At 69.3% G+C, this 20,945-nt stretch carries 20 protein-coding genes; 10 read left to right on the plus strand and 10 right to left on the minus strand.

Features of this window, described 5'->3' with window-relative positions; all coding sequences use genetic code 11:
* Positions 1–26 precede the first annotated feature (26 nt).
* From OL358_RS02700 to OL358_RS02720, 5 genes are all read right to left on the minus strand, one after another.
* Entirely contained in the window at positions 27–3,056 is a 3,030-nt protein-coding gene (locus tag OL358_RS02700; protein ID WP_264708402.1) for a hypothetical protein, read from the minus strand.
* Between the two features lie 78 nt (positions 3,057–3,134).
* Positions 3,135–4,556 (minus strand): mechanosensitive ion channel domain-containing protein, encoded by a 1,422-nt coding sequence (locus tag OL358_RS02705; protein ID WP_264708403.1) that lies wholly within the window; start codon positions 4,554–4,556, stop codon positions 3,135–3,137.
* Between the two features lie 2 nt (positions 4,557–4,558).
* Entirely contained in the window at positions 4,559–6,769 is a 2,211-nt protein-coding gene (locus tag OL358_RS02710; protein ID WP_264708404.1) for an adenylate/guanylate cyclase domain-containing protein, read from the minus strand.
* Between the two features lie 114 nt (positions 6,770–6,883).
* A complete protein-coding gene (locus OL358_RS02715) occupies positions 6,884–7,681 on the minus strand; it encodes an ABC transporter permease (RefSeq protein ID WP_264708405.1) in 798 nt (265 codons plus the stop codon).
* On the minus strand, positions 7,678–8,781 hold the full coding sequence (locus OL358_RS02720; protein WP_264708406.1) for an ATP-binding cassette domain-containing protein: 1,104 nt from the start codon (positions 8,779–8,781) through the stop codon (positions 7,678–7,680). The genes OL358_RS02715 and OL358_RS02720 overlap by 4 nt, the downstream gene beginning before the upstream one ends.
* Positions 8,782–8,842: 61 nt before the next feature.
* Between OL358_RS02720 and OL358_RS02725 the strand changes: the two genes are divergently transcribed.
* Both OL358_RS02725 and OL358_RS02730 read left to right on the plus strand, forming a co-directional pair.
* Positions 8,843–9,862, plus strand: a complete 1,020-nt coding sequence (locus OL358_RS02725; protein WP_264708407.1) for a helix-turn-helix transcriptional regulator — start codon at positions 8,843–8,845, stop codon at positions 9,860–9,862.
* Between the two features lie 196 nt (positions 9,863–10,058).
* Positions 10,059–10,538, plus strand: a complete 480-nt coding sequence (locus OL358_RS02730; protein ID WP_264708408.1) for a heme-degrading domain-containing protein — start codon at positions 10,059–10,061, stop codon at positions 10,536–10,538.
* Between the two features lie 209 nt (positions 10,539–10,747).
* On the opposite strand, the gene OL358_RS02735 is transcribed toward OL358_RS02730, so the two are convergent.
* The 3 genes from OL358_RS02735 to OL358_RS02745 are packed head-to-tail and all read right to left on the minus strand — an operon-like array spanning position 10,748 to position 11,518.
* Positions 10,748–10,906, minus strand: a complete 159-nt coding sequence (locus OL358_RS02735) for a hypothetical protein (protein WP_264708409.1) — start codon at positions 10,904–10,906, stop codon at positions 10,748–10,750.
* Positions 10,906–11,145: a hypothetical protein gene (locus OL358_RS02740; RefSeq protein WP_264708410.1), complete on the minus strand. Its 240-nt coding sequence runs from the start codon at positions 11,143–11,145 to the stop codon at positions 10,906–10,908. Before OL358_RS02740 ends, OL358_RS02735 begins: the two co-directional genes overlap by 1 nt.
* 31 nt (positions 11,146–11,176) lie before the next feature.
* Positions 11,177–11,518, minus strand: a complete 342-nt coding sequence (locus OL358_RS02745; protein WP_264708411.1) for a hypothetical protein — start codon at positions 11,516–11,518, stop codon at positions 11,177–11,179.
* Between the two features lie 219 nt (positions 11,519–11,737).
* Here OL358_RS02745 and OL358_RS02750 point away from each other — a divergent pair, with 219 nt between their 5' ends.
* The 6 genes from OL358_RS02750 to OL358_RS02775 all read left to right on the plus strand — a co-directional run bounded on the left by OL358_RS02750 (position 11,738) and on the right by OL358_RS02775 (position 16,261).
* A complete protein-coding gene (locus tag OL358_RS02750; protein ID WP_264708412.1) occupies positions 11,738–13,000 on the plus strand; it encodes a hypothetical protein in 1,263 nt (420 codons plus the stop codon).
* A gap of 161 nt (positions 13,001–13,161) precedes the next feature.
* The gene (locus tag OL358_RS02755; protein WP_264708413.1) at positions 13,162–14,187 is read left to right on the plus strand and encodes an epimerase; all 1,026 of its coding nucleotides are present in this window, start codon (positions 13,162–13,164) and stop codon (positions 14,185–14,187) included.
* Positions 14,177–14,851: a TetR/AcrR family transcriptional regulator gene (locus tag OL358_RS02760; RefSeq protein ID WP_264708414.1), complete on the plus strand. Its 675-nt coding sequence runs from the start codon at positions 14,177–14,179 to the stop codon at positions 14,849–14,851. Before OL358_RS02755 ends, OL358_RS02760 begins: the two co-directional genes overlap by 11 nt.
* Entirely contained in the window at positions 14,848–15,588 is a 741-nt protein-coding gene (locus OL358_RS02765) for a class I SAM-dependent methyltransferase (RefSeq protein WP_264708415.1), read from the plus strand. The genes OL358_RS02760 and OL358_RS02765 overlap by 4 nt, the downstream gene beginning before the upstream one ends.
* Before the next feature lie 71 nt (positions 15,589–15,659).
* Positions 15,660–15,860, plus strand: coding sequence for a type II toxin-antitoxin system VapB family antitoxin (locus tag OL358_RS02770; RefSeq protein WP_264708416.1), 201 nt, complete (start codon positions 15,660–15,662; stop codon positions 15,858–15,860).
* The gene (locus OL358_RS02775; protein WP_264708417.1) at positions 15,857–16,261 is read left to right on the plus strand and encodes a PIN domain-containing protein; all 405 of its coding nucleotides are present in this window, start codon (positions 15,857–15,859) and stop codon (positions 16,259–16,261) included. The genes OL358_RS02770 and OL358_RS02775 overlap by 4 nt, the downstream gene beginning before the upstream one ends.
* A 13-nt stretch (positions 16,262–16,274) precedes the next feature.
* On the opposite strand, the gene OL358_RS02780 is transcribed toward OL358_RS02775, so the two are convergent.
* Both OL358_RS02780 and OL358_RS02785 read right to left on the minus strand, forming a co-directional pair.
* On the minus strand, positions 16,275–17,891 hold the full coding sequence (locus OL358_RS02780) for an amidohydrolase (protein ID WP_264708418.1): 1,617 nt from the start codon (positions 17,889–17,891) through the stop codon (positions 16,275–16,277).
* Complete coding sequence (locus tag OL358_RS02785; RefSeq protein WP_264708419.1) at positions 17,888–19,315, minus strand: purine-cytosine permease family protein; 1,428 nt, start codon at positions 19,313–19,315, stop codon at positions 17,888–17,890. The genes OL358_RS02780 and OL358_RS02785 overlap by 4 nt, the downstream gene beginning before the upstream one ends.
* A gap of 83 nt (positions 19,316–19,398) precedes the next feature.
* Here OL358_RS02785 and OL358_RS02790 point away from each other — a divergent pair, with 83 nt between their 5' ends.
* Positions 19,399–20,025, plus strand: coding sequence for a TetR/AcrR family transcriptional regulator (locus OL358_RS02790; RefSeq protein ID WP_264708420.1), 627 nt, complete (start codon positions 19,399–19,401; stop codon positions 20,023–20,025).
* 85 nt (positions 20,026–20,110) lie between these two features.
* Positions 20,111–20,914, plus strand: coding sequence for a siderophore-interacting protein (locus tag OL358_RS02795; protein ID WP_264708421.1), 804 nt, complete (start codon positions 20,111–20,113; stop codon positions 20,912–20,914).
* Positions 20,915–20,945: the final 31 nt, after the last annotated feature.

A 20,945-nucleotide genomic window follows, 5' to 3' on the forward strand; every position in this document is an offset into this window, starting at 1 on the left:
CGCTCGGCCTACGCGCGCGTCCTGGCTCAGGCGGGAACGGATGCCGCGGCCCGGCGCCGCCACGGGAGCGCGAGCAGCAGACCCGCGACGAAGAGGACGACTCCGACGGCGGCCGCGATCCACGGCGTCTCGGGCGGGATCTCGAGGTAGGTCGTGATGCCGAGGATGCGGGCGAGGCCCCACGGCAGCAGACCCATCTGGTCGTTCCACAGGCTGAGCGCGGTCTCGAGGCCGATCGCACCGATGACCGCGGCCGGGATGGCGAGCGCGGCGCCGATGGCCGCGAGCACGTAGCCGGTGGCCCGGCGTGCGCCGACCTGCGCCGACAGCGCCCAGCCGCCGGCGACGAACACCCACACGAAGAGAGCGAAGGCGACGGCGATGTAGAGCGTGCGGAACACCGGCTCGGTCCAGAAGGCGAACCAGTACCCGCCGGGACCCGAGAACGAGAGGGCGACGAGCGTCACGATGCAGCGGAGCACGACGACCCCGCCGACGGCCGCGATCACCGGCCAGGGCGAACGCCGACGGACGAAGAGCCGCACCACGAGCGCGAAGATCGCCCAGCCCGCGAACACGACGGCGAGGTGCGCCCACGACAGGAACGAGGTCTGCACCGCGCGCGTGGCCACCAGCAGCGCCGCCGGAACGATCAGCAGCAGCCACCGGTCGAGATCGAGCATGCCGAGCGTCGACTCCCGCGCCCGCCACGGGCGGACCGACGCGATCCACGACGCCCGCGCGGCGGCCGCACCGGGGCGACGAACCAATCGGGTGCGGGCGGCGAGCATGCCGATCACGACCCACGCGGCGGCGAGCAGCAGCAGCACCCGCGCGATCCAGGCCATCGCCAGGTCGCGCTCCGCGCGCTCCACGCCCAGCTGCGCCGCCGTGAGGTTGAACGCCGGGTAGTCGATGTTCCCCTCGTAGGTCTCCAGGTGAGCGGCGGCGAGTGCCTCGTACTCGACGCGATCGGCATCCCACCGGGCGTGCGCCTCGGGCGAGAGGGTGTCGTGCCACTGCCCCTGGTGGAGGATCATCGCGCGGTACGCGCCGAGCAGCCGCAGCACGTCGAGTTCGTAGTCGAGCGTTCCCACGAACGCGTCGCGCATCGCGGGGTCGCGCCAGGTGGCGGCATCCGTCCCCGCCACCGCGTCGCGCATGGCTTCCACCGTCTCGACGGCCTCGCGACCGCCGGCGATGACGGACTCGATGTCGCCGTCGGTCGCGTCGCGCGAGATGGCGTAGAGCACGTCGAGGACGGCGGAGTCCCCGGTGAGGATGTCCCACTCGAAGATCCACATCATGGGCGGCGGCTCGAGTCCGATCGCGAAGACGCGCTGATCGGCGAACGCCTCGATGTACATGCCCTGCTCGATCGCGTCGCGCGACAGGTCCATGGCCTGGACGATCGCCGACACCGTCTCGGGGTCGTCCGAGAACCACTGGCGCGCCCATCCGGCCGTGACGTCGGCGACGTCGGTCTCGGGATCGCGGGCGAGCGCCGCGGCGACGACCGTGTCGAGCTCGTACAGCTGCCAGAACCCGGCCTTGAGGTACAGCGTCATCGGACCGGCGCGCCACGGCCCGCCGTCCTGCGTCCACACCCACACGCCCTCGATGTTCGGGTTCGCGGCGAGCAGCGTCTGCAGCGCGTACTGGTATTCGCGGCCGAGGTCGTTGGGGAACGATCCGAAGTTCTCGAACTCGCGACGGCTCTGGAACTCGACGATGCGGCGCTGCTGCCCCTGCTCGAGCGTGTCGTTGAGGGGCAGCCAGCTGTAGAAGTCGCCGAGCGTGTACTTCGTCGAGACGATCAGGGCGGGCGAGTCGATGCCGCCGAGCACCTCCTCGTAGGACTCCGGGTTGGTGTGCATGTCGCCGACGGCGCCCACGCCCACGCTCCACGTGCGGAAGATGACCTCGCGATCGGTCGCCTCGGCCTGCGCACTCAGGGTGGTGAGCATCGCGCGCACGGCGGCGGGGGTGCGCACCGCGAGCTGCGAGTAGTAGTCCCAGCCCTCCACGTCGTACACCTGTCCGGCTTCGCCGATGCGGATCAGGATGCCGTCCAGCGCGGGTTCTGCGGCGTACAGCTCGTCGAGCCCGGCGGCGTACACCTCCCACAGCTCGGGGTTCTCGGTGTCGAGAGATCCGAACGTGTCGACGAGGTAGTCCTCGAGCGGCGTGGTGAGGGTGAGCATGTCGGTGCGCAGGAAGACGTCCATGCCGAGATCGTCGGCGTGCTGCCAGAACGGTCCGAAGGCATCGCGCAGCGCGAGAGCCTGCGCGCGGTGCTCGTCCTCGGACGCGTACACCTCGCCTTCGACGACGTCCTCGAAGGCGACGAACTCGACGAAGCCGGGGAACGCCACCGCGTTGTAGCCGTTGGCGAGGGAATGCCGTACGAACTCGTCGAAGTCGGAGAAGGCCTCGGCGAGCGCCGCCTCGTCGATGTAGGGAGCCTCGGGGAGGAGCACCTGCGCGAACGCCTCGGAGGCGTGCGAGTAGTTGGTGCCCGGCTCCCACGCCGCAGGGTCGGGCTCGACGCCGACGGCGCCCATGTCGACCATGCGGAAGGGCAGGCGGGAGGTGATCTCCTCGCCGAGGTTCTCCGCCACCGGCTGCGCCGTGCGCACCTGGTTCGCGAGGTCGTAGATGCCGCGCACGGCGCCGCTCTCGCTCGCGGCCTCGATGCGCAGTCCGGTCGGCGTGCCGGTGAGCAGGTAGGTGTCGTCGGCGTCGTCCCCCTCGCCCGCGACGACTGTGAGCGACGTCTCGCCCTCGCGCTCCGCCGCGTCGGCGGTGGCCTCGAGCAGACTGTCGATCGCGGCGTCGTAGCGCACGCCCTCCGGGGCATCGACCGTGGTCCAGCGCGGTGCCGGAGCGGGTGCGCCGAGGTCGGGTGCTGTCGGAGCGGCGGGCTCCATCTGCGTCGCGGGCTCGGTGCGGATGCCGAGCGCATCGCCCACCACGACGCCGAGTCCGAGGCCGAGAGCGACCAGCACGACCGAAGTGACGACAGCGAGAACGCCTCGCCGTGTCGCCATCGTCATTGCACTAAGTTACCGCCCCGCGACCAGTGCTTCTGACCGATCTCCGCCTGGCGGATCGATGGTTCCGGGATGCCTCGATCAGCCTCCGCCGAGCGTGCCGCGGACGAGCCCGGCACTCGCGAGTGCGTCGGCCGCGAGCCTGCGCTTCAGCTCGATCGACTGTCCGATCTCCTGGGCGAGCAGCGGGCGCGAGCGGACCAGTTCGTCGACGGTTGCGAGGGGAACGACGAGCACCGTGAGCACGTCGGCCGCGATCGCCGTCGTGAGGGTCCTCTCCCGGGTGAGCGCGGTCTGCCCGACGTAGTCGCCCGGCTCCGCGGTGGCGAACTCGATCCGGCCGCCGTCGACCTCGACCGCGAGTCGCACGCGGCCCTCGACGATGAAGCGGATGTCGTGCGGCATCACGCCCTCCGGCTGGACGATCTCGCCCAGACCGTACCGCTCGAGGCGCGACGTCGAGATGACGAGCTCGCGCTCCGTGTCGCCCAGGTGGAGCGTGGGGCCGACGACCTCGATCGCCTGATCGAGCCTCCCCGGCTCGGCGATGGGATCGGACGCGTCGCCGTCGAGGGCGAGGCCACGGCGCCGCGCCGCGTACCAGAGCCAGGCGAGGTAGAGGCTGAGCGCCTGCGGCGCGTGCTCGGGCCCGCTGATCGGAAGGCTCACCGCGTACTTGCCCGATCCCGCGTACTCGGCGCTCGCACGTTCGTCCCGCACCCGCATCGGGAGCGAGTCCGCCACCTCGACCAGCAGGGCGATCACCTCGTGCGGCGGGTCGTCGGTCGTGAACGCCACCGACGTGGTCACGTGATGCGGTCCGGCAGGCTGGCTCAGATTCGTGAAGGACGCCCCCGACAGGGTCGAGTTCGGGATGATCTGGATGCCCGACCCGGTGTCGATGTGCACGGCTCGCCAGTTCACCTCGATCACGCGGCCCTGCACGCCCGCGGCATCCAGCCAGTCGCCGATCTTGAAGGGCTGCTCGAACAGGAGGAGGAGCCCCGAGATCACGCCGCCGACGGCGTTCTGCAGGGCGAGGCCGATCACGATCGACGTCACCCCGAGCGCAGCGATCAGTCCCGCGACATCCGCCTCCCACACCCATTGGAACAGCAGCGCGAGTCCGACGACCACGAGGATGAGCCGCGCGAGCTCGACGAAGATCGAGGGGATGCGCTCCTGCCAGCTGCCCGCCTTCGCGTTGGCGAAGAGTGCGACGTTGAAGGCGGACAGCACGAGGAGGATCAGGAGGAACCCCAGCACGGTCGCGACCACCCGCGCCCATACCTGGTCGGCATCCGACTGGAAGGCGAAGACCAGGAGGGCGAACAGCGCGGCCACGGGAACGATCCAGTTGCGCAGCAGCCGCACCGGACCGGCGGCGGGATTGCCGCGCCGAGTGAGCGCGCCGAGGATCTCGGTGAGGATCACCAGCGCGACCGGAACGGCGATCGCGATCGCGATCGCCCAGCCGAGCCAGCCGTCCTGGAACGGATCCATGACTACTCGATCCTCCACACGTCCTGCGGGGTGCCACGCAACTCGACGGTTCCCGCCGCCGTGAACGTCACGCTGTCCTGCAGTCGGTCGCGCACCGCCTGGCTCACGTAGATGCCGGGCTGCCCGGTCACGCTGCGCACGCGGTAGGCCAGGCTGACGGCATCGCCCCACAGGTCGTAGGCGAGGCTCGTCCGCGCGACCAGGCCGCTCGTGACCGTGCCGGTGTCGACGCCGGCGCGGATGTCGAGCTCGGTGCCGTTCTGCGAGTTGAACCGCTCCACGACCACGCGCATCTCGCGCGCGAAGTCGACCGCGCGGCGCACGTTGTCCACGCGCGGAACGATCAGGCCCGAGCTCGCGAGGTAGCCGCCGCGCAGCGTCCTCACCTTCTCGACACCGGCCTTCTGTGCGGCCTCGTCGAAGCCTCGCATGAGCGCGTTGAGCTGCGACGTCTCGCTCTCGCCGGAGAGCTCCTCGGAGTACTCCTCGAAGCCGACGAGCTCGGCGAAGACCACCGAGACGTTGTCGTGCTCCTCCGAGATCGTCTCCTCGCCCTCCCGGTAGCGCTTGGCCACCGTTTCGGGCATGAGCGTGAGCATGAGCTTCTGGTTCTCTACCTGCTGCGCGTCGATGAGGTCCTGCTTGATCCGCAGGCTCGACGCCATGTCGTTGAAGGCCGCCCCGAGGTCGCCGATCTCGTCGCGCGAGCCGATCGGCACCTGCACGGCGAGGTCTCCCCCCGCGACGCGTCGCACCGCGTCGACGAGCTTGCGGATCGGGCGCGTGAACACCTGCGCGAGCAGAAGCGAGAGCACGCTGACCGCGAGCACGATCCCCAGGAGCGACAGGACGAGCGTGCGGGTGAAGTCCGCGACGGGAGCGAAGGCCTCGGCGGTGGTGATCCGCGCGACCGCGACCCAGTTGAGGCCCTCGACCTCGACCGGAGTGTAGGCGGCGATGCTCTCGTCCCCGAGGTACGAGGTCGAGATGCCCGATCCGGTGCGACCCTTCAGCGCCTCGATCACGGGTGTCGTATTGATGGGCTGGAGGAGCACCGTGCCGCCCACGGCCACCACTCGCTCGGCGACGGCCGGCGGGGTGCCCGCCGAGACGGCCTTCTCGGCGTACTGGTCCGGGTGCTCGACGAGCTCGCGCGAGATGCTGCGCATCAGCTGGTCTTGACCGACGACGTAGACCTCGCCGGTATCGCCGAGGCCCTGCTCCTTCCACTGCTGGTCGCCGGTCATCGCATCGTTGATCGTGTCGAGCGGGATCTGTGCCGCGAGCACACCGGTGATGGTCGAGTCGTTGCCGATCGGCGACACCACCCACATCGTGGGGACGTTCAGCGACGGGATCCAGCGTTCGAAGTCGGTGGTCTCCACGACGTTGACACTGTTCGTCGCGACGACCGTACGGTAGGCGTCGGCCAGCAGCGAATCCTTGTACGGCCCGTCGAGCACATTGCTGCCGAGGTCCACGCCCTTGTAGGCCGAATAGACCACGTCGCCGTCGAGGTTGAGCATCAGCAGGTCTTCGTAGCCGACCTGCGAGACCAGCCGAGTGAGGTAGTCCCCGTATTGCGCCGCGGCGGCGGAGTACGGAGTGCCGTCGCCCCCGTCGTTCGTCGCGAGAGCCTCCTCGAAGTCCGCGAACTGCGCCGTGTAGTGATACTGCGCCCACTTGCCGGCGTTCGACTCGGGGATGAATGCGGTGGAGCTGTACGCATCCCCCGTTCTCGCCTCGAGCTCGGGGTTGAAGGTGTCGGCGTAGTACGCCTCGAGCTCGGCCTCCTGGGCAGGCGTGAGCTCCCGGTTCTGGAGGTCGTCCCACCCCGCGTTGAGCAGCCTGGAGGCCGTCTGCGCACTGAGGTTCCGCGAATCGAGGGCGACGCCCTTCTGCACGCCTTCGAGCGTGTGCTCCAGCTCGTGCACCCGCAGCTCGCGGATCGTGGTCAACTGGTCGATCGCGGACGCCTGCAGCGACTCGCGCCCGTTGATGTACCCGATGACGCCCACGATCACCGATGAGATGAGGCTCACCGAGAGCAGCATGATGAGAAGCTTCGACTGGATGCTCAGGCCCGCGCGCCGACGTCTGCGGTCGGCTTTCGGAGCGGACTTCGCGGCTTCCCGCTCGATCTCGTGCTCTCGCAGGCGCTCGGCCTCGGTGATGGGCGTGTGCTGTGGCGCACTGTCCGTCGTCGCGCTCACGCGTTAAGACCCCCCGGTCGACTTGCTCGTCACTCTAGCCACTCCCGAAACACTCGGGCAAGGAACGATCCGAGCACGCGCTTCGCCTCAGTCCGCCCCGCTCCTGTCCGACGGTCAGCTGCTCTTGCGCATCGCCCGGATGCCGGCCCACAGGCCGAGCGCCGCGAGCACGAGGGCGGCGATCCAGCCCCACAGCACCTCGATCGCGCCGAGGTCGCCCGCGAACAGGGCACGCTCGGCCTGCACGACCCAGTTGACCGGGTTCACGGCCGCGACCGCGCGCATCCAGGCGGGTCCGTCGTCGAGCGGCAGGAGCATCCCCGACAGGATCAGGAGCGGGAAGATCAGCGTCTGCTGCACGCCCCAGAACAGCCACTCGCGGTCCTTGGTCTTGAGCGCCAGCGTGTAGGACAGCGAGCCCAGCCCGACGCCGAACACGGCCAGCAGCGCGAGTCCGATCACGAGACCCGGCACGTTGATCGTGAAGCCGAAGGGCCACGCGATCAGCACGATGAGGAGGGCCTGCACGACGATCGGCGCGATCTCCTTCAGCGCGCGGCCGACCAGGAGCGACGATCGCGCGAGCGGCGCGACGAGCGTGCGCTCGTGGGAGCCCGTCATCATCTCGTACTGCAGGTTCGAGCCGGTCGCGCCGGTGCCGAACAGCACGATCATCACGAGCACGCCGGGCACGAACCACTGCAGCGTCTCCCCCACCGGCGCGCCGGACGAGCCGATCAGCAGCGGTGCGAACAGCCCGAGGAAGACGAGCGGCTGCACGAGGCTGAAGATCAGCGTGAACGGGTCGCGGACGACCGGCTTGAGCTCGCGCGTGAGCACGTTCCAGGTGTCGCGTGCCGGGTTGGCGCGCACGACCGTATCAGGCCGCGCATCGGTCTGTTCGATGGTCATCGCTGTGCTCCCGTCTTCGCCGCCTCGGCGGTGGGTGAATCGGATGCCGCGGGCGCGGCCGCCGGATCGAGTGGGCGCGCAGCGCCCTTATCGAGATCATCCGTCTCGTTCGTCGACTCTTCGTCCGACCCCTCGCCCGCCTCGCGGAGGGTGCGGCCGGTGAGCGCGAGGAAGACGTCGTCGAGGGTCGGCGGGACGCCGGTCGCACGGGTTACCTGGATCCCGGCCGCGTCGAGCGCCCGCACCGCGGCCGGCAGCAGGGCGTCGCCGTCGGGGGCCGTGAGACTGACGTCGACGTCGCCCTCGCGCCGCACCTCGCGATCGGTGAGGCCCTGCACGACGGAGACGGCGGCCGCGGCATCCGCCGGCGAAGCGAAACCGAGCGTGAGCAGGTCTCCGGCGAGATCGGCCTTGAGCCGAGAGGCCGTGTCGTCGGCGATGACCCGCCCCTTGTCCATGACCATGACGCGCTCCGCGTAGCGGTCGGCTTCTTCGAGGTAGTGCGTCGTGAGGAACACCGTCGTGCCGTAGGTGGCGCGCAGATCGAGGATGTGCTGCCACAGGTTCGCGCGGCTCTGCGGATCGAGTCCGGTCGAGGGTTCGTCGAGGAAGATGAGCGGCGGCGCGTGCATGAGCCCGAGCGCGACGTCGAGCCGCCGCTTCTGGCCGCCCGACAGCTGCTGCACCGAACGGGTCGCGAAGCCCGACAGGTCGAGCGACTCGATGAGCTCGTCGGCCCGCGAGCGCGATGCCGCCTTGGACATGCCGTAGAACGCGCCCTGGCTCAGCAGCTCGTCGCGGGCGCGCTGCGAGAAGCTGCCGCTCGTGAGCTGACCGACGTAGCCGATGCGCGCGCGCACGTCTGAGGGCTGCCGCAGGATGTCGAAGCCGACCACGCGGGCCGTGCCCGAGGTCGGCGGGATGAGGGTGGTGAGCATGCGCAGGCTGGTCGATTTGCCTGCGCCGTTGGGTCCCAGGAACGCGACGAGCTCGCCGCGCTGCACCTGGAACGTGAGGTCGGTGACCGCCTCGACGGTCTTCTTCTTGACGGAGAAACGCTTGGTCAGTCCCTGCGCCTCGATGATCGGTTCATTCGCCATGCAGCAAGGCTAGAAACGATTGCGGACAGATTCGGTCCGCGATCTGTGGGAATCTTCTCGCATGTCCGATACGACCACGCGAGCGCTGTCGCTGCTCAATCTGCTGCAGACCCACCGCCACTGGCCGGGGTCCGAGCTCGCCGACCGCCTCGGCGTGACCGAGCGCACGGTACGGCGCGACGTGGAGCGGCTGCGCGAGCTCGGCTACCGCATCGAGTCCATCTCGGGTTCGGCGGGCGGCTACCGCCTCGAAGCCGGCAGCGCCGTGCCTCCCCTGCTGCTCACCGACGAGGAGGCGGTGGCGATGGCGATCGGGCTGCGGGTCGCGGCATCCCAGCGTCTCGTCTCCGGCCCCGAGACCACCATCACGGCCCTCGCGAAGCTCGAGCAGGTGCTGCCGGCGCCCCTGCGGCGGCGCGTCAACGCGCTCGCCGAGACCGTGCAGCCGGCGGGTCTCAACGCGGGGGCGGCAGTGTCGAGCGACGTGCTCGGCGAGCTCGCCCTGGCCTGTCGCGACCACGAGCGCGTCCGGTTCACGTACACCGCGGCATCCGGCGATGTCACCGTGCGGCGCGTCGAGCCGCACTCCCTCGCCCCCGCCGATCGCCACTGGTACCTGCTGTGCTGGGACGTCGAGAAAGAGGATTGGCGCACCTTCCGGGTCGACCGGCTCACCGGCGTCGAGCACACGCGCGTGCTGTTCGAGCCGCGACCGCTGACCGCCGAGGAGGTCGAGGAGTTCATCTTCGTCGCACGATCGTGGGTGCGGCAGGCGGTCGAAGCGGATGCCGTGATGGACCTCCCTCTCGATGCGATGCGCGAGCTCTTCGGGCAGTGGGGGCAGGGCGCGTCGGACGAGGGCGACGGACGCACCCGGTGGCCGGTCGGCGGCGCGGACTTCCGCGAGACCATGTACGGGCTGACGTGGATCCCGGCCGGAGTCGAATACACCACCGACCTCGCGGCGCCCGCGCGCGACGAACTGCGCGAAGTGCTGGAGCGGATGCTGCGAGCGCTCGACGCTCCCCCGCCCGAGGTTCCGCCCGAGCGTGCCGCCGAGAGGGCGCGCGTCCCGCGGTAGGTCGCGCGCGGCATCCGTCCTCGCCGACGCGCGGCACTCGTCCTCGCCGACGCGCGGCATCCGTCTCGCCGACGCGCGGCACTTTCCTGCATGCGCTGCACATCGCGTTGCAGCGTTCGCCGGAAACTGCAGCGCTCGCGTCGATCGCACGGACGGTCTCTCGACCTCTGACACCGCGCGGCGATACCGTCGTCCCATGAGCGAAGACGCCCGCGACACCCTGGCCCGCGTCGAGCGCGAGGAGGCCGAGCTGGTGCTCCCGCGCTTCGATGTGACGGATGCCTGGACCCTCGGATCCCGGATGCGCGACGCCGCGGCATCCGCTCGCCTGCCGATCGTGATCGGCATCACCCTCGGTGAGGCGCGCGTCTTCCACGCCGCGCTGCCGGGATCGAGCGCCGACAACGACGCCTGGCTCGACCGCAAGACCCGCGTGGCGCGCCGGTACGGGCGGTCGTCGTACGGTGTCGGCCTGTCGTTCCGCGCCGTCGGCAAGGACTTCGATACCGATGCGCGACTCGATCCGATGCACTACGCCGCGCACGGCGGGGTGTTCCCCCTCACTGTTGCCGGGGTCGGCGTCGTCGGCACGGTCGGGGTCTCGGGGCTGCCGCAGGCCGATGACCACGCTTTCGTCGTCGAGCGTCTGCGGGCGTACCTCGACGGGCTCGATTGAGCGCCCTCCGTCACGTCGAGACTCACAGCGAAACCTCGGTTAACCGTCGTTTGCATCGGCGCGGATCGGGGCTAGTTTTGCCTCATCGCGGCGATCCGGGCGGTCCCGGGCACCGGCTCATACCGGAAGCGTTGCGGGTTCGACTCCCGCCGTCGCGTCCACTTCAGACAGCGCGCCGATCGACCGGCGCCCGACCAGCACCGAGAACGCTAGAGATCCCGAATCCTCCGAGCCGCCGCCTCGTGGATCCTCTCGGAGCGTTCGCGCGCCTCACGCGCGGCGCGCTCACGGGTCGCCCGCTGCGAGCTCATGGCCGCCCAGGCGAGCCCTGCGAGCGAGGCGAGACCGACGATCGCGACGATCTCCATCACCGACGCTCCCGTTCGCTCGTCTGGAGCAGTTCGTAGGCCGCCACCATGGAGGCGAGCTGGCTGAGCAGCCGGGCGGGCGGCGTCGCCGCCCGCCCGTGCTCGATCGACCACTCCTGCAGCACCGCGAGGACGCGCGAGAGAAGGTCCGCGAGTTCGGCAGCGTCCACGTGCGCGGACTGGCCGGCGGCCGTCGGCCGGGCGACAGCCACAGTGCGGTGGTCGCGTGCTGACGACATCCCGCTCGTCCCCTCGTCGTGCATACGCACGCTAGGCCAGCTCTCGTGCGAGCCGGGCCAGGTTCTCTTCGAGCAGCCTGTTCGCCTGGGCGGCGATGCGGAGCGCCGACTCGTGCTTGCCCGGCTGGCCCGCGTACTGATCTGCCCTGTCATAGAGGTCGAAGACGTGGTTCATGTTCGCAAGCGCCTGCGTCATGAGATGGCCGCTGACTTCATACCGTCGTGCCGCGGCGACCTCGTCGCGCAGCCGCTGCCGTGCCGCAGCGGAGGCGATGCCATGCATGCGGATGGCATTGATCACCACGGAAGTGGCGCGGCCCACTGCCGAGACGGCCTCGGCTGCGGAAGAGATGGTCACGAGTTCGTTGGGCATCATTCACCTCCCGGTTTGACGCCGAGACCATTGGCGATCCCGGCTGCGTTGAGACGGATCGAGCCGCGTTCTGGTTCTCATCGGCTCTTGGTTGAACGCTAGGACCCGAGGAGTATAGGAATAAGAACGGATTCAGATTCTCTGGGGCGAAAAATGGTGAAAAAACAATACTCCCGGGATGCTGCGTGGGAATCCTTCGCGAAGCGTCTCGACGAGGCCATGACTGCGACCGCCGTCGGCAGCACGGAACTCGCCGTCCGGGTATTCGGCGACGCCAGCGAGATGCCGGTCGTCTCACGCTGGCGGCATGGCCGGCAGCGTCCGCACCTGAGCCAGCTGCCCAAGATCGCCGATGCCCTCGGCCTCAGCCCCCTCGACCTCCCCGCGGCGATGGGAATCGTCGATCTTCCGGTGGACGATCCCACGTCTCTTGCCCGTCGCGTGGTCGACCTGGAGTCCCGACTCATCCGCGACGTGGCAACATCGTTCGTCGCCACGTCCGATGCGCTCACTGCGAAGCTGTGGCGCGCGGTCGTCGCTTCGGCACAGTGGACGATGTCGGTCTACCCCGCTTACGAGGGCCACACCGGGTACGAGGTGCTCGCCGCGACCCGACTGTCGTTCACGCGCATCGACGGCGCGGAAGCGTCGATCAGGGACGTCGAGCGCGACCTCGGCGAGGAACTCCGAGCGGTTGGTGCGGCGCCCAGCAGCGCGCCGGTGCACCCGGATGTCGAAGGCGCAGTGCGCTACTCGATCAGGGAGCACACGAGACCGCGCTCCCCTCACCCCGCGGCCGTCTCACATCATGCATCGTCGATCTTCGTCCTCGCCACGACGGTGCGATCCTGGGTGTCCGACCTCGCTGCACATCTGGCGCTGCCGCTCGGCTACGGGCTCACCTCACCGCTGGACCTCGCCGCCGCCGCGGCGGGGAAGTCGATCTCGCGCACTCGACCGGAGGAGCGGGATCAGCACGCGAGTGCGCTCCTCCTCGAGCTTCCATCGTTGTACGTCGCGTACCACTACGAGGCCATTCCTACAGACAGCACGCGAACCCTCGCGGCGGTGCGCCGCGCGCTGACACGCGGCCAGCGGATCGTCTGGCTCGACGAGTCTGACGCCATGCTCCGATTCGCGGCGAGACATCGAACGGGGCCGCACGTCATGCCGTTCCAGGAGGACCTCCGCCGCATCACGGAGTTCCGCGATGCGATGCGGACGATCCTCGGGGACCACGGGGGCGACTCCGCGGTGAGCGTGCCCGTGGATCTTCCGTCCGGGTTCACCCCGACCTCCTCGCGTGACGCGATCCGCGCCGCAGCCGCCCGCCAGGTCGTCGACTTCGCCGCGAACGTACTCGCGGAGATGTTGCGCCGCGGATGGGTCAGCGATCAGCAGTTCGTGGAGCAGGGGGCACCGGCGTTGCGGCGCCTCCGGGCACGCGAGGAGGACCCGTCGGCCGAGCGCTCGCTCCGCTGAAGCATCCCGTCGACATGTTTGTCGCTGGTGACCGGCCGCACAGGCACGCCCGCCCGCCGGGGCAGCTGAGGGAGAACAAGCCTGGCCCACACGAGTCGCTCATGATTCCGGCTATTGCACACGCTTTCTGAACATGTTCAGAAATGTACTACTCTCAACGCATGGACGATTCGAGACGACCCATCGCGGTCCTCGCGGGCGCAAGCGGATTCATCGGCACTGCCCTCGTCGATGCCCTCATTGCGGACGGCTACGAGATCCGCCGAATCGGGCGCGGCGAACGCGTGGACTGGACGGACCCGGATGCTCTTCGCGACGCCGTCGAGGGGTCCGATCTCGTCGTCAACCTCGCGGGCAGATCCGTGAACTGCCGCTACACCGACCGGAACCGTGACGAGATCCTCGGCTCGCGCGTCCGCACGACCGCCGCGCTTCGTGAAGCGATCATGCAAGCGGAGCACCCGCCCCGTGTCTGGCTCAACGCTTCCACCGCGACGATCTACCGCCACTCGATGGACGGTCCGAACACCGAGACCGACGGCGAGATCGGATCGGGATTCTCGGCAGATGTCGCGACTTCGTGGGAACGAGAGCTGTTCACCGGCGACCTTCCCGGGACGCGACGTGTCGCCCTGCGGATGGCGATCGTGATCGGCGATGGACCGGCGACCCGTATGCTGCTGAACCTCGCGCGTGCCGGTCTCGCCGGCACTCAGTTCGACGGATGGTGCCCGCCGCACCGTCGCTACCGGGGCATCGGCGACCATCCGACGGGCCCCGACCGCGCACCGTGGCATCGCACGCACGGCCGCCAGCGCTTCAGCTGGGTGCACATCGATGACGTCGTGAAGGCCGTCCGCTTCATCCGCGACGACGACCGGCTGCACGGTCCGATCAACATCGCGTCGCAGCATCCGTCCGACAATCGCACCCTCATGCGCACGCTGCGCGGCGTCGTCAACGCGCGCGTCGGACTGCCGACGCTGAGGTGGATGCTGGAGCTCGGCATGTGGGCGATCCGCTCGGAGTCCGAGCTCATCCTGAAGAGCCGGTGGGTAGTGCCAGAGGCGCTCACCGACGCCGGCTTTGTCTTCGAGCACGAGGACCTCGCAGCCGCCCTCGCCGACGCACAGGATCGTCGACGGAAGACGACGCTGCCCGCGAGGAGCGTGACGAGTGTCGCCTGAGCATGTCGAGACGAAGGGTGAGCGCACCCGGGAGCGCATCCGCACCGCGGCGCTCCGCTCATTCCGCGAGAACGGATACGACGCCACGACGATCCGGAAGATCGCCGGCGAACTCGGAATGTCGGTGGGCGCGACCAACTATCACTTCCCTTCGAAGAACCAGCTGATCCAGGAGCTGTACCTCGACGTGCAGGAGGCGCACCGCGTTGCGGCGGAACCGCTCCTGGACGATCAGTCGCGGCTGATCGACCGGCTTCGGATCGTGTACTCCACCGGTCTTGACCAGCTCACCCCGTACCACTCGCACGCCGGCGAGTTCCTCGCGGCGGCCGTGTCGCCGCGCTCGCCCATCAACCCCCTGTCGACCGACTCCGCCGAGGCACTTGCGATCGTCGAGGGACTGTTCACCCGGGCGGTGGACGATGCGGCGGCGAGTGGGTTGCCCGACGACATCCGCTCACTGCTCCCCCGCGCGCTGGTGCTCACCCACCTCCTCCTCGCGCTGTTCTGGGTCTACGACTCCTCCGAAGGACAGCAGCGCACGCGCCGGTTGCTCGATCGAGGGCTGAAGCTGCTCGCAACCGTGCTCCCGATGGCTCGACTGCCCATTCTCCGTGGCGCGCTCAAGGACACTCTCGCGCTCGTCAACGAGGTACGCGCATGACCTCCACCGGCACCTCGGCCGCGCACGATCTCCTCTATGACCAGGAGGGCGTCCGAGGCCTCTTCGATCGGATGTCCGGGTCGTACGACCGGATGAATCTCGTCATGTCCCTGGGCTTCTCCGCCCTCTGGCGGCGACAGCTGGTTTCGCTCGTCGCGGGAGCGCCTGTCCCCCGCACAGTCCTGGACATGATGAGCGGCAGAGGCGAGACGTGGACCGAGGTGTTCCGTCGCTTCCCCGACGCACACCTCACCGCGATCGACTTCGCCGAGCGAATGGTCGCGCAGTCCGCCCTCCGCAACTCTCAGTCCTTCGACGAGCGCGTCCTCATCCTCGGCGAGGACGCCCTCTCGAGCTCCGTTCCGGATGGATCGATCGACGTGATCGTCAGCGCCTTCGGCTTGAAGACCTTCGACGTCCGGCAATCGGAGCGTCTTGCGGAAGAGGTGGCACGGATCCTGCGGCCGGGTGGAGCGTTCGCGTTCATCGACGTCACGGAGCCGCCGCACCTGCTGCTCCGCTTCGTCTACGCGACATATCTGCGATGCATCGTGCCGATCGCGGGGATGCTGCTTCTCTCCGACCCCACCGAGTACCGGATGCTCCATCGCTATCTCGCCGCGTACGGAGACGGTTCGTCGTCAGTGAACGCCTTCGCCCGTCAGCCTCAACTGCAGATCGACGTCCGCCGCCACTTCTTCGGCTGCGCCACGAGCATCTCCGGACGCAGACGGTGAATGCCGACCTACGTCGCGCGGGTTCTCACCTCGCCACGGCAGTGTGTAACACTGTGTGTGAGGTGGTACACATGGCTACGAATCTGGCGATCGATCCCGAACTGCTCGACCACGCCTTCGAGGTGAGCGGCGAGAAGACGAAGAAGGCTGCCGTGACTCTGGCCCTGGAGGAGTTCATCGCACGGCGCGAGCAGGCGAAGATCCTCGAGCTCGTCGGAGAGCTCGAATGGGACGACTCGTTCGACTACAAGGCGGAGCGCTCGCGCGGATGAGCCTCCTCGTCGACACGAGCGTGTGGTCGCTCGCTCTCCGACGTGATCGGCCGCAGGGCTCCCCCGTCGTCGACGAGCTGCGTCGTGCGCTCGGCGGCAAGGACATCGTGGTCACGACGGGACTCATCCTGCAGGAGCTGCTGCAAGGCTTCGTTCCTGATCGGGCCGGCGCGCAGATCGTCGAACGATTCGCAAGCATGCCGCTCGTAGAACCCGACCGGCACGACTACATCGCTGCGGCCGACCTCAGGAATGCCTGCCGCAAAGGCGGCGTCCAACTCGGCACAGTCGACGCCCTGATCGCCCAGCTCGCCATCCGTCACGACCACACACTGCTCACCGCCGACCGCGACTTCGAGCACGCCGCGCCGCACACGGGCCTCCGCATCTGGCGGCCGTGACGCGGCGCTGGACTCAGTCCCCCGCGCGATACCGCGTACGTCCCGCGACGATCGTCTCGACGACCTTCGCCTCCAGCAGCGAGGAGCTGCCGTCGCGGAACGGGTCGCGGTCCAGGACGATGACGTCCGCGGCGTAGCCGGGAGCGATCCGCCCGCGCCAGTCGCCGTCGCCCACCGAGGCGGCGGCGTCACGGGTCGCGTGGCCGATCGCGCGCTCGAGCGGCAGCGCGTACTGCGGGTGGACCGCCGGCACAGCCGGATCCAGGGCGGACGCCCTCGTCGAGGCGACATACATGTTCGCCAGCGCCTCGTAGGGCGCGGTCGGCGCGTCCGTCGAGAACGCCAGCAGGGTGCCGGCATCCTCGTACTCCGGCCACGGGAAGGCCCGCTCGACGCGCTCGTCGCCGAGCATCTCGGCCCAGTTCGCGAAGATCGCGGGGTCGGAGTGCACCGGCTGCATCGAGGCGGTCACGCCCAGACGCGCCATGCGCTCGGCGGTCCCGGGCGCCGCGTACTCGAGGTGCTCGATGCGGTGCCGCCGCGGCCGGTCGCCGTTCGCGGCAATCGCGGCCTCGATCGCGTCGAGCGCGAGATCGACGGCGAAGTCGCCGATCGCGTGCAGCGCGACCTGGAGCCCGGCCGCGTCGGCGGCCGTCACGACGGGAATCAGCTGCTCGAGCGACCAGATCGGGTCGGCGTTGGTGCCGTTCGCATACGGATGCCGCATCGCGGCCGTGCAGGCGTCGATGACGCCGTCGAGCACGAGCTTGATCCCCACGACACGCAGCCACGGGGACGACGGGCCATCGGCCAGCTCGGCCGCTCGCCCCACCTGAGCGACGTTGGCCGCCTCGTCCCCCTCGTTCCCCACGAACCAGTGCGCCGCGATCCGGAGCGGGAGCTCACCGCCGTTGCGCTCGTGCTCACGGCGGAGGGCGTCGAGGCCGACCTCGTCGAGCATCATGTCGACGACGCCGGTGACGCCCGCCGCCAGGTAGTCGTCGATGGCGCGCTGCGCATCGCGATCGCGGTCCTCGTCCGTGGCGATCGTCTCGCGGTGCGTCCACACGTGCTTCGTCGCCGCGGTCTCGAGCAGGAGACCGCTCGGACTCCCGTCGGCGTCGCGCACGATCTCCCCGCCGTGCGGGTCGGGGGTGTCACGGGTCACGCCGATCTGCGCGAGGGCCGCCGAGTTGAGCCAGCTGGAGTGGTAGTCGTTCGCGTCGAGGTAGACGGGGATGTCGGACACCGCCTCGTCGATCATCGATGCGGTGGGCCGGCCACCCGGAATGGCGTCGAAGAGCCACCCGCGTCCGATCAGCACGGTGGCGTCGGGCGCCGCCGCCCGGGCCGAGCGGAGCGCGTCCTGGATCTCCTCGAGGGTGCGCGCATGGGTGAGCGGAACCTGCCCCAGCGCCGCGCCCATCATCAGGAGATGCGTGTGCGCGTCCACGAATCCGGGGAGAACCAGCCGGCCTTCGAGATCGATGGTGTCGTCGGCCGCGGGGGCGTCGGCGTCCGATCCGACCCAGCTGATCGACTCCCCGTCGATCACGAACGCCTCTGCCCACGCATCCCGGGGCTCGGAGTCCGCGGTGAAGATGCGCCCGTTCCTGTAGAGCACGCTCATCGGTGCGATTCCTTTCCGAGACGGGTGCTGCGCAGGCCGACGTAGATCGCCGCGCTGACGGCCATGCCGGCGGGCACCGAGAGATCGATGTATCCCGTCGCCTGCGCGATCGGTCCCGCCCAGACCTCCGTGGCCAAGCACATCGCGGCGACCAGGCCTCCGGCGAGGAGGGCCGTCAACCCCGGGATCGACCACCCGCCGGTGTACCAGTACGGTCCCCCGCGGCGATCGTCGAACAGGGCGGGACCGTCGTAGGCGAATCTGCGCCGCAGGACATCGACGACGAAGACGGCCATCGCCGGACCCGACACGACGACGAGGAACTGCATCATCAGGTTCACGGCATCCAGGAACGTCGACGACATGACGAGGTAGATGGTGAGCGCGGTGCCCACGAGGCCGACGATCACGGTGGCGGGGATCCGCTTCAGCCGGAATCCGATGGCCTGGAGCGACATGCTCGACGTGTACGCGGTCATCGCATTGAGCGCGATGGTGTTGAGCACGACGCCGATGACGAGGATCGGACCGAGCCAGGTCGGGAGCATGTCGAAGATGACGGCGTCGATGCCGGCAGCGAACCCGTCGGCGCCGACTCCCGTCGCCAGCAGGGCTCCGATCACGGTGAAGACGAAGTACGGGATCGAACCGCCGAGCGATGTCGCCGCGACGATGTGCGAGGGCTTGGTGGACCGCGGGAGGTACCGCGCGATGTCAGGGCTGTTGATGTACGACAGCGGCCCGGAGGCGAGGATCGTGAAGCCGATGGAGATCGCCGACCACAGCGCGATCCCGCTCAGCGGCGCCGGCGACGCGTACTGCCAGTTCACGGACGGCAGGATGAACGCCGACACGAGCACGAAGATCACCGCGAGGGCGAGCGCGAGGATCGGGTAGACCTTAAGGATCAGTCCGTGGCCGAAGACCGCGACGTAGATGGTGATCGCCGACACCACGACCGTGACCGCGATCGGGACCCAGACGGGGTCATCGAGCCCCATGCGACCGAGCAGGTCGGCGCCCATGAACGACGAGGCGAGCCAGGTCAGCGACAGGAAGACCGCGCCGATGAACCATCCGACGAACGCGACGAACACCTTGTTGCCGAGCACCCCGTACATCGCACGCGTGACGACCGAGCCCGACGTGCCCGATGCCGGACCACTGACGGCGATGAGGCCCGGGAAGATCCACAGCGCGCATGCGGCGACGATGACGAGGAGGGCCTGCCACAGTTCCAGACCCAGCAGGATGAGGGTGGCGCCCATGGTGAAGTTCAGGATGCTGAAGTTCGGCGCCGCCCAGATGAAGAACAGGTCGCGGGCGCGACCGTGGCGCTCCGAGTCGGCGACGAGCTCGATTCCTCGCGTCTCGGGGTGCGATGCGCTGTCCGACAGGTCTTCTCTTCGCTGCGTGAGGGACATGGGTTCTCCTTCGAACCGGAGGTCTGGGTTATTGGTCACTTGCCCAATGGACTATTGGTCAGCAATTCAATAGCATCGATCGCATGCCGTCAACCCCGCCAGCGAAACGTTCGAGGAAACGCCCCGAGGAGCGGCGCGAAGAGATCGTCGATGCCGCCGCGGCCATCGCCCTCGAGCTCGGCATGGAACGGATCACGCTCCGCGCGGTCGCGGACCGCCTCGGTGTGCGCCCGGGCCTGATCACCCATTACTTCCCCGCCGCCGAGGATCTTGTCGTCGAGGCGTTCTGCCGCGCGGCGCTGACAGAGCGCGAGCGGTTCTTCCCCGAAGACGAGGGAACCCCGTTGCGCAGGATGAGCCACTTCGTCGCTCACGTGCAGCAGGGCCTGTCCTCCTCGCTCGCGAGGCTGTGGCTCAACGCCCTGCACCTCGCTCGCTTCAGCCCGGCCCTCGACGATGCCGTCGAGGAGCAGGATGCTCTCGACCGCGCTCGCCTCGCGTCGATCATCGCCGAGGGCGTCGCCGCCGGCGACTTCGCGGACGTCGACCCCGATGCGGCCAGCATCCGCATCTTCGCGGCCGTGGACGGGCGAGGGTCGTACGTGAACCGCTCGACCGACCTGTCCCACCCCGCCTACCGGGACTTCGTCGCGGATGTCGTGGAGTGGACGCTCGGGCTTCCCGCCGGCGCCCTGGAAGGCGCCGCGTGACGGCATCCGGACCGGCCCCCCATGGACTCGTTCTAGGATCGAACCTCACGCGAGCCGCCGCGGTCGCAGGAGAGAGAGCTGGTCGATGAGCACGACCCTGACCGTCACGTCGACCTCCTGGATCACCCCCATCGTGCGGCGGATCGCACTGCGCACCGATGACCTCTCGGCCTTCGCCGACAGCGTGTTCACCGACCGCTACGTGAAGCTCGCGTTCCCCAAGCCCGGCGTGGAGTACCCGCAGCCCCTCGACGTGAAGGCGCTGCGCGGCAGCATCCCGCCCGAGGACCTGCCCGACGTCCGCACCTACACGGCGCTGTTCCCGGATGTCGCCGCGGGAACCCTCGCGATCGACTTCGTGGTGCACGGCGACGAGGGCATCGCCGGCCCCTGGGCGGCGCGCGCCGAGATCGGTGACACGCTCGTGCTGGACGGTCCCGGCGGCGCCTATCGGCCCGATCCGACCGCGGACTGGCACCTCATCGCCGGGGACGAGTCCGCTCTGCCCGCGATCATCGCCGCGCTGGAGGCGCTCGATCCCGACGCCACGGCGCGCGTGGTGCTGCAGGTGCAGAAGCCCGGGTACGAGCCCTCGCTGACGCTGCCGCGCGACGCGCGCGTCAGCTACGTATACCGCGAGGGCGGCGATCGGGACGGTGCGCTTCTCCCGGCCATCCGCGACCTCGACTGGCCCGCCGGACGCGTGCACGCGTTCGTGCACGGCGAGGCCCACGCGGTCATGCACGAGGTGCGCCCCTACCTCCTCGAGGAGCGCGGTCTGCCCCGCGCCGACGTGTCGATCTCGGGGTACTGGCGCGAGGGGCGTGACGAGTCGGGATTCCGCGAATGGAAGTCCCAGCTCTCCCGCGCCGAGGCCGCCGCGTCCTGACGCGCCGGGAAGAGCCGGCTTTCCCCGGGCC

It is taken from the genome of Microbacterium sp. SSM24, assembly GCF_025989145.1.
GTDB lineage: Bacteria > Actinomycetota > Actinomycetes > Actinomycetales > Microbacteriaceae > Microbacterium.

Excerpts from the sequence above, each read along its gene's own strand:
- OL358_RS02780 (WP_264708418.1), bottom strand. The coding sequence starts at position 17,891 with ATGAGCGTGCTCTACAGGAACGGGCGCATCTTCACCGCGGACTCCGAG.
- OL358_RS02775 (WP_264708417.1), top strand. The coding sequence starts at position 15,857 with ATGAGCCTCCTCGTCGACACGAGCGTGTGGTCGCTCGCTCTCCGACGT.
- OL358_RS02795 (WP_264708421.1), top strand. The coding sequence starts at position 20,111 with ATGAGCACGACCCTGACCGTCACGTCGACCTCCTGGATCACCCCCATC.
- OL358_RS02740 (WP_264708410.1), bottom strand. The coding sequence starts at position 11,145 with ATGTCGTCAGCACGCGACCACCGCACTGTGGCTGTCGCCCGGCCGACG.
- OL358_RS02790 (WP_264708420.1), top strand. The coding sequence starts at position 19,399 with ATGCCGTCAACCCCGCCAGCGAAACGTTCGAGGAAACGCCCCGAGGAG.
- OL358_RS02715 (WP_264708405.1), bottom strand. The coding sequence starts at position 7,681 with ATGACCATCGAACAGACCGATGCGCGGCCTGATACGGTCGTGCGCGCC.
- OL358_RS02725 (WP_264708407.1), top strand. The coding sequence starts at position 8,843 with ATGTCCGATACGACCACGCGAGCGCTGTCGCTGCTCAATCTGCTGCAG.
- OL358_RS02745 (WP_264708411.1), bottom strand. The coding sequence starts at position 11,518 with ATGCCCAACGAACTCGTGACCATCTCTTCCGCAGCCGAGGCCGTCTCG.
- OL358_RS02770 (WP_264708416.1), top strand. The coding sequence starts at position 15,660 with ATGGCTACGAATCTGGCGATCGATCCCGAACTGCTCGACCACGCCTTC.
- OL358_RS02730 (WP_264708408.1), top strand. The coding sequence starts at position 10,059 with ATGAGCGAAGACGCCCGCGACACCCTGGCCCGCGTCGAGCGCGAGGAG.
- OL358_RS02735 (WP_264708409.1), bottom strand. The coding sequence starts at position 10,906 with ATGGAGATCGTCGCGATCGTCGGTCTCGCCTCGCTCGCAGGGCTCGCC.
- OL358_RS02720 (WP_264708406.1), bottom strand. The coding sequence starts at position 8,781 with ATGGCGAATGAACCGATCATCGAGGCGCAGGGACTGACCAAGCGTTTC.
- OL358_RS02705 (WP_264708403.1), bottom strand. The coding sequence starts at position 4,556 with ATGGATCCGTTCCAGGACGGCTGGCTCGGCTGGGCGATCGCGATCGCG.
- OL358_RS02785 (WP_264708419.1), bottom strand. The coding sequence starts at position 19,315 with ATGTCCCTCACGCAGCGAAGAGAAGACCTGTCGGACAGCGCATCGCAC.
- OL358_RS02700 (WP_264708402.1), bottom strand. The coding sequence starts at position 3,056 with ATGACGATGGCGACACGGCGAGGCGTTCTCGCTGTCGTCACTTCGGTC.
- OL358_RS02755 (WP_264708413.1), top strand. The coding sequence starts at position 13,162 with ATGGACGATTCGAGACGACCCATCGCGGTCCTCGCGGGCGCAAGCGGA.
- OL358_RS02765 (WP_264708415.1), top strand. The coding sequence starts at position 14,848 with ATGACCTCCACCGGCACCTCGGCCGCGCACGATCTCCTCTATGACCAG.
- OL358_RS02750 (WP_264708412.1), top strand. The coding sequence starts at position 11,738 with ATGACTGCGACCGCCGTCGGCAGCACGGAACTCGCCGTCCGGGTATTC.